The 7,135-nt window shown below is 52.3% G+C and carries 9 protein-coding genes and 5 tRNA genes; all 14 read right to left on the bottom strand.

The window, feature by feature from the left end:
• Window positions 1-130: 130 nt before the first annotated feature.
• Window positions 131-206: transfer RNA gene (locus OGY35_RS15460), tRNA-Lys, on the bottom strand.
• A gap of 46 nt (window positions 207-252) precedes the next feature.
• Window positions 253-328 (bottom strand) — tRNA-Lys (locus tag OGY35_RS15455).
• Between the two features lie 59 nt (window positions 329-387).
• Window positions 388-463 (bottom strand) — tRNA-Lys (locus tag OGY35_RS15450).
• A 3-nt stretch (window positions 464-466) separates the two neighbouring features.
• Window positions 467-542 (bottom strand) — tRNA-Val (locus OGY35_RS15445).
• A gap of 136 nt (window positions 543-678) precedes the next feature.
• Window positions 679-754: transfer RNA gene (locus OGY35_RS15440), tRNA-Lys, on the bottom strand.
• Window positions 755-918: 164 nt separating this feature from the next.
• Window positions 919-1,713: a cell division protein CpoB gene (gene cpoB / locus OGY35_RS15435; RefSeq protein ID WP_152405410.1), complete on the bottom strand. Its 795-nt coding sequence runs from the start codon at window positions 1,711-1,713 to the stop codon at window positions 919-921.
• Window positions 1,714-1,722: 9 nt separating this feature from the next.
• The gene (pal, locus tag OGY35_RS15430; RefSeq protein WP_006685431.1) at window positions 1,723-2,241 is read right to left on the bottom strand and encodes a peptidoglycan-associated lipoprotein Pal; all 519 of its coding nucleotides are present in this window, start codon (window positions 2,239-2,241) and stop codon (window positions 1,723-1,725) included.
• A gap of 34 nt (window positions 2,242-2,275) precedes the next feature.
• Window positions 2,276-3,568, bottom strand: coding sequence for a Tol-Pal system beta propeller repeat protein TolB (gene tolB, locus OGY35_RS15425; RefSeq protein ID WP_152406370.1), 1,293 nt, complete (start codon window positions 3,566-3,568; stop codon window positions 2,276-2,278).
• Between the two features lie 131 nt (window positions 3,569-3,699).
• A complete protein-coding gene (gene tolA / locus OGY35_RS15420; protein ID WP_286632717.1) occupies window positions 3,700-4,932 on the bottom strand; it encodes a cell envelope integrity protein TolA in 1,233 nt (410 codons plus the stop codon).
• Window positions 4,933-4,994: 62 nt separating this feature from the next.
• A complete protein-coding gene (gene tolR / locus OGY35_RS15415; RefSeq protein ID WP_046477596.1) occupies window positions 4,995-5,423 on the bottom strand; it encodes a colicin uptake protein TolR in 429 nt (142 codons plus the stop codon).
• Window positions 5,424-5,426: 3 nt separating this feature from the next.
• Window positions 5,427-6,119 carry a Tol-Pal system protein TolQ gene (gene tolQ, locus OGY35_RS15410; RefSeq protein WP_178823566.1) on the bottom strand — a complete coding sequence of 231 codons (693 nt, stop codon included), beginning with the start codon at window positions 6,117-6,119 and terminating at the stop codon, window positions 5,427-5,429.
• A complete protein-coding gene (ybgC, locus tag OGY35_RS15405; RefSeq protein ID WP_152405413.1) occupies window positions 6,116-6,520 on the bottom strand; it encodes a tol-pal system-associated acyl-CoA thioesterase in 405 nt (134 codons plus the stop codon). The genes tolQ and ybgC overlap by 4 nt, the downstream gene beginning before the upstream one ends.
• A 207-nt stretch (window positions 6,521-6,727) precedes the next feature.
• Window positions 6,728-7,021: a cyd operon protein YbgE gene (gene ybgE, locus OGY35_RS15400; protein WP_152405414.1), complete on the bottom strand. Its 294-nt coding sequence runs from the start codon at window positions 7,019-7,021 to the stop codon at window positions 6,728-6,730.
• Entirely contained in the window at window positions 7,021-7,134 is a 114-nt protein-coding gene (gene cydX, locus OGY35_RS15395; protein ID WP_042320599.1) for a cytochrome bd-I oxidase subunit CydX, read from the bottom strand. Before cydX ends, ybgE begins: the two co-directional genes overlap by 1 nt.
• Window position 7,135 lies beyond the last annotated feature (1 nt).

The raw sequence follows: 7,135 nt of genomic DNA, 5'->3' as shown, positions 1-7,135 counted from the left end.
CGCTCGCCCTTCGGGCCGTCGCCGCCAGCGGCTCCGTTGTTTCGCTACGCTCAACACCGAACCTGCTGCAGGTTCGAATCATTAAATTCTGCGCATAGCAAAAAGGCGCCTTTAGGGCGCCTTTTTACACTGGTGGGTCGTGCAGGATTCGAACCTGCGACCAATTGATTAAAAGTCAACTGCTCTACCAACTGAGCTAACGACCCATATGGGGTTTACTGCTTTATTCTTTTCAGGAACCCACTTTGATATTGGTGGGGCGTGCAGGATTCGAACCTGCGACCAATTGATTAAAAGTCAACTGCTCTACCAACTGAGCTAACGCCCCATTCGGGTGTTACCTGAAAGATTTTTTACTCGGCACCAATTCGATATTTAATATTAAATTGGTGGGTCGTGCAGGATTCGAACCTGCGACCAATTGATTAAAAGTCAACTGCTCTACCAACTGAGCTAACGACCCGAGTGGTGGGTGATGACGGGATCGAACCGCCGACCCCCTCCTTGTAAGGGAGGTGCTCTCCCAGCTGAGCTAATCACCCGATACTACGCTGGATACTACTGACTAACTTTACCAGTGATGGTCATGCAGGATGACTCGGCTTCGCCTCGCCCTACGGGCCGTTGCTGACGCAACGTTATCCTTCACGTTTAACTATCGCTTTCCACCGTAACGATTGGTGGGTCGTGCAGGATTCGAACCTGCGACCAATTGATTAAAAGTCAACTGCTCTACCAACTGAGCTAACGACCCACTTTTGCGTTGTTTTCAGGATGTTTGATATCCCGTGGCAACGGCGGCATATATTACTGATTTCAGAATTGAGCGCAACAAAAATTTCGATGCAGATCACTCAACTGCTTAGGAATCGCACGACACGACCAGAAATAATTCGATTTCTGGTCGCATGCTGTGCATTACATCGCACCAAGACGTTTCTGCGCTTGTTTCGCGCCTTCGGTGCCTGGGTATTTGCTGATAACCTGCTGATATACCGCTTTTGCTTTCGCACTGTCACCTTTGTCCTGCATGATCACGCCGACTTTATACATCGCGTCTGCAGCCTTAGGTGACTTCGGGTAGTTCTTCACCACCGAAGCAAAATAAAACGCGGCATCATCTTTTTTACCCTTGTTGTAATTCAACTGACCGAGCCAATAGTTGGCATTCGGCTGATAGGTCGAATCAGGGTACTTTTTGATGAAGTTCTGGAATGCCACAATCGCATCATCCTGGCGGGATTTGTCCTGTACCAGGGCAATTGCTGCATTGTAATCGGTATTCGCGTCACCGCTTTGTACCGGCGCTCCCGACGTCGCAGCACCCGCATCAGGCGCAGGTGTCGCTGCCCCCGCGGCTGCTCCGCTCTGATCGCCGCTTGCAGGCTGCGCGGCAGCGCCACCGCTGCTCAAACTGTCCATCTGCAGCAGGATCTGCTTCTGACGCTCAACGACCTGATTCAGTTGATACTGACTTTCCTGAATTTGACCACGCAGGGAGTCGATATCGGCCTGATTATCAGAGAGTTGCTGCTGGAGTTGGGTTAAAAGCTGGCTGTGAGCGTTAGAAATACGCTCGAGTTGAGTGACACGGTCTTCGACCGAGCCTGAGCCGACACTACTGATTGGCGCCTGAGCAAAAGCGGCCCAGGGGGCCGCTATGCCAACCAGTAACGACAGACTCAACAGATGATGTCTGAAGTTACTGCTCATGCAATTCTCTTAGTAAACCAGTACGGCACGACGGTTTTTGGAGTAAGCCGCTTCGTCGTGACCCAGTACTGCAGGTTTTTCTTTACCGTAAGAAACGATGGAGATCTGGTCAGCAGAAACGCCTTTACCCTGCAGGTACATCTTAACAGCGTTCGCACGACGTTCACCCAGGGAGATGTTGTACTCAGGAGTACCACGTTCGTCCGCGTGACCTTCTACGGTGACTTTGTAAGACGGGTTGCTACGCAGGAAGTTAGCGTGTGCATCCAGCATTGCAGCGAAGTCAGAACGGATATCGTACTTGTCCAGATCGAAGTAAACGATGTTGTTCTGCTGCAGTTGTTGCATCTGCAGACGCGCTTGCTCTTCGGAGGACATGTTGCCGCTGCCGTTTGCATCCATACCAGTGCCGGCACCCAGCATGCCTTCGCTGCCGTCATTGCTGGCGTTCTTGTTAGAAGAACATGCCGCAATAGCCATAACAGGCAGAGCAATCATCAGCCCTTTCAGCACTTTGTTCAGTTGCATTTCAATGATTCCTTTATTAATCAATTATTTATTATCACAGATACGGCGACCAGGCAGGGAATTTAACCTGTCCATCAGTTGCCGGAAGACGCGCTTTGAAACGCCCATCTGTAGAAACCAAATTCAGCACGGATCCCATCCCCTGAGAAGAGCTGTAGATTACCATAGTGCCGTTAGGTGCCAGACTTGGCGTTTCGTCCAGGAACGTTGACGACAGAACTTGTACGCCACCCGCTACCAGATCTTGTTTGGCAATGTGTTGTTGCCCACTATTTGAGCTTACCATTACCATAAATTTGCCGTCGCTGCTGACATCAGCATCCTGGTTTTGTGAACCTTCCCAGGTAATACGCTGCGGAGCACCGCCGTTAACATTAACTTTATACACTTGCGGACGACCCGCCTGATCCGACGTAAAGGCCAGGTTCTGGCTGTCCGGGAACCAGGTCGGCTCCGTATTGTTGCTGCGACCATCCGTCACCTGACGGATCTGACCAGAGCCGATGTCCATCACATACAGGTTCAGGCTCCCGGTTTTAGACAGGGCAAACGCCAGTTTGCTGCCATCCGGAGAAAACGCCGGCGCACCGTTGTGACGCGGGAATGACGCAACCTGACGCACCGCCCCGTTAGACAGCGTCTGGATAACCAGCGCAGAGCGGCCACTTTCGAAGGTGACATACGCCAGTTTTGAACCGTCCGGAGACCAGGCCGGAGACATCAACGGCTGCGGTGAACGGTGAACCACAAACTGGTTGTAGCCATCATAGTCAGACACGCGCAGTTCATACGGGAACTGGCCGCCGTTAGTCTGTACAACATACGCGATACGGGTACGGAATGCGCCTTTAATGCCGGTCAGTTTCTCAAACACTTCGTCACTGGCAGTATGGCCGGCATAACGCAGCCACTGCTTGTTCACTTTGTAGGAGTTCTGAGCCAATACCGTACCTGGTGCGCCACCGGTATCAACCAGTTGATACGCGACATTGTAGGAACCGTCCGGATTCGGCGTCACCTGACCGACCACAACCGCATCAATCCCCAGTGCAGACCAGGCAGCAGGTTGTACTTCCTGCGCAGTCCCTGGTTGCTGTGGCAAACGAGACCGGTCTAACGGATTGAATTTACCGCTGTTGCGCAGGTCTGCGCCAACGATACCACCAATATCTTCAGGTGCAGCACCCGGCCCTGCCCACTGGAATGGCACAACGCCAATCGGGCGCGCCGAGTCCACCCCTTGGGTTATCTCGATACGAACTTCTGCGTGCAGCACCGCTGCCCACAGCATTAGAAAACCAAATGCTACTCGTAATGCCTGCTTCATCATATCTCCCTTATCCAGGCGATCAGCCCACGATAATTTAGCAGAATGTTAACAAACTCAAATACACAAAACTACCAGAACCCAGCGACTACCGCAGATTGTTTTCCCCGCCGTGACGGGGAAAGCTTAGCTTACGGTTTAAAGTCCAGAGGTGCGTTTTTAAACACTTCATATACCGCCTGGCTCGGTGGTTTTGGAATCTTCGCTTGTCGGGCTGCAGCAAGCGCTGCCTGACAAAGCGCGGGATCGCCACCTTCAGACTGGATATCGAGCAGCATACCGTCAGAAGCCAGTTTTATCCGCAGCGTACAGGTTTTACCTGCATAAGACGATGCGTCGTAGAACTTGCTCTCAATGGCAGATTTAATCTGCCCGGCATAGTTGCTGATATCTGCGCCTGATGCGCCATTATTTTTAGTATTACCACTCCCCGCAGGAGAAGCGTTGTTCCCTTTTGCTCCACCGCCGGTTTTCGGCGCATTCTTACCGGAGCTGAGATCGCCAAGCAGATCGTCAACGCCAGATGCCGCAGCCGCTTTTTCCGCCGCTGCCTTTTTGGCCGCTGCGGCTTTTTCTGCTGCTGCTTTCTTATCGGCAGCGGCTTTCTCGGCTGCAGCTTTTTTATCAGCGGCAGCCTTTTCCGCAGCCGCTTTTTTATCAGCGGCGGCTTTTTCGGCTGCTGCTGCTTTGGCCGCTGCGGCTTTTTCGGCTGCTGCTTTCTTCGCAGCGTCCGCCTGAGCCTGCTTAGCGGCCTCTGCCTCGGCTTTCTTCTTCGCGTCAGCGGCAGCCTTAGCCGCTTCTGCTTCCGCTTTCTTCTTCGCATCAGCAGCGGCTTTTGCTGCTTCTGCTTCCGCTTTCTTCTGTGCATCCGCCGCCGCTTTCTTCGCAGCTTCGGCAGCTTCTTTCACCTGCGCGTCAGCTTTCGCTTTGGCATCCGCTGCGGCTTTCTGCGCCGCTTCTTCTGCCTGTTTCTGCTGTTCCTGCGCTTTCTTCGCGTCAGCTTCAGCCTGCTTCTGCTGTTCCTGAGCCGCTAAACGTTCTTTCTCAATCTGCTTAAGCCGTTCCTGTTCGGCAGCCTGCTTCTCACGAAGCTCTTCCGCCTGCTGCTGCTCCAGTTTTTCACGTTGCTCTTTGGCACGCTGCGCACTTGACTGTTGCTGCTGCTGACGTTCGTACTGCTGAACCACGGCACCAGGATCAACCATCACGGCATCGATGGAGGAACCACCGCCGCCGCCAGCTGAAGCCTCTATATGCTCATCGAACGAACTCCAGATCAGGACTGCAAATAGAATGACATGCAGTACCGCTGAAATAATTATCGCCCGTTTGAGCTTGTCGTTTTGTTCGGTTGCCTTTGACACTCTCGGTTCCCAAAAACTGTTCGCCTGTTACACGCTCTCTTTCAAACCAGAGACGCAAATGATCAGATAGGCTGCGTCATTAAGCCAACCGACTTCACACCCGCACTGTGCAACAAGTTCAGCGCTTTAATTATTTCATCGTAAGGCACGTCTTTCGCGCCTCCGATCAAGAAGACCGTTTTCGGATTGGACTCCAGGCGGCTTTTCGCTTCGGCGATCACCTGTTCCGGCGGCAGTTGATCCATACGATCTTTCTCAACCACCACGCTGTACTGCCCCACTCCGGAAACTTCAATAATAACCGGCGGATTGTCGTTACTGCTCACAGCCTGCGACTCGGTCGCATCCGGCAGATCAACTTCCACGCTCTGCGTAATAATCGGCGCTGTCGCCATGAAGATCAGCAGAAGCACCAGCAGGACGTCGAGCAACGGTACGATGTTGATTTCGGACTTGAGTTCGCGACGACCTCGTCCACGCGATCTGGCCATGGTTTACCCCTTGTTACTCTCGGTGCTGGTAAACGCCTGACGGTGCAGAATCGCGGTGAACTCTTCCATAAAGTTGTCGTAATTCAGTTCCAGCTTGTTAACACGCTGATTCAGGCGGTTGTAAGCCATGACCGCCGGGATTGCGGCGAACAGACCGATAGCGGTCGCGATCAGTGCTTCTGCGATACCCGGTGCAACCATTTGCAATGTCGCCTGTTTTACCGCCCCGAGAGCGATAAACGCATGCATGATCCCCCACACGGTACCAAACAGACCGATATACGGACTGATGGAACCCACGGTGCCGAGGAACGGAATATGCGTTTCCAGCGTTTCAAGTTCACGGTTCATTGAGATCCGCATCGCACGAGATGCACCTTCAACTACCGCTTCCGGCGCATGGCTGTTCGCCCGATGCAGTCGCGCAAACTCTTTGAACCCGCTATAGAAGATTTGTTCCGAACCCGACAGATTATCACGGCGTCCCTGGCTTTCCTGATACAGACGAGACAGTTCGATACCGGACCAGAATTTGTCTTCAAACGCTTCGGCTTCACGCGCTGCAGCGTTAAGAATACGGGTCCGCTGGATAATAATGGCCCAGGATGCGATTGAAAAACCAATCAAAATCAACATGATAAGTTTAACCAGAAGGCTTGCCTTCAGGAACAAATCAAGGATATTCATGTCAGTCACTGCTTAAACTCCGCGACAATAGACTTGGGAAGCGCACGAGGCTTCATTTTGAGTGGGTCAACGCAAACAATAAGAACCTCAGCTTCATTGAGCACGGTGTTCTCTGCGTTGACAATGCGTTGCGTGAAAACCAAAGCGGTCCCACGCATTGACGTAATTTCTGTTTGGATTTCGAGCATATCGTCGAGTCGCGCAGGCGCATAATATTCCAGCGTCATTTTACGCACCACGAAAGCAACTCGCTCAGCCAACAGTACCTGCTGGCTGAAGTGATGATGACGCAGCATCTCTGTGCGTGCTCTTTCATAAAAAGCGACGTAACTGGCGTGATAAACCACACCACCGGCGTCGGTGTCTTCGTAGTAGACACGTACCGGCCATCGAAACAGCGTTGTATTCACTTTACATCCCGGTAATGCAATTAAGTTGTGGCCTGCCATTGTTCACGGATGGCGCTGAGCACAATGGCAGGCCACAACCTCAAGTTAGTGCTTTTAAACGTTGCTACTATACGCGCGCGATTGAGGCTTGGGAATGGGAAGAGGTTAAGGGAGAGTAAAAATTTATGGGCTTATGCAAGCCCATAGATCATTAAGGATGTTTCTTATTCAAAAGAAGAAGAAAATCAGACCGACAATAAGCACGATATCGGCGATAAGAGGCGAGAAAATCCCCTGCCAGTGTGTGGCACGAGGACGAAAACCCACGCCATGAATGATGCCCGCACAGACCGCCCACATCAGCAGCAGACCATGCCAGATCTCCAGCCCACTGGTTTTAGCCGCGAAGCGGGAGGGATCCCAAAACATACATCCTGCTAACACTAACGCCATCAGCAAAGAAAGCGCCCGTAACGGGCGCTTGTCCATCGCGTTATATTGCATCGCGATAAGGCTGGTCATCAGTGTTCTTCTTGACCGTCTTTGCTTGCCTCGACGTGCTCAAGGGCCAGCGCGGTGATGATCCCAAATGCACAGGCAAGAAGCGTTCCCAGAATCCAGGCGAAATACCACATA

The sequence above is a fragment of the Citrobacter sp. Ct235 genome (assembly GCF_030332305.1).
In the GTDB taxonomy this organism is placed as follows: domain Bacteria; phylum Pseudomonadota; class Gammaproteobacteria; order Enterobacterales; family Enterobacteriaceae; genus Citrobacter_A; species Citrobacter_A telavivensis.
The sequence above is the reverse complement of the archived record's forward strand: the minus strand, read 5'-3'. Positions and strand labels throughout refer to the sequence as shown.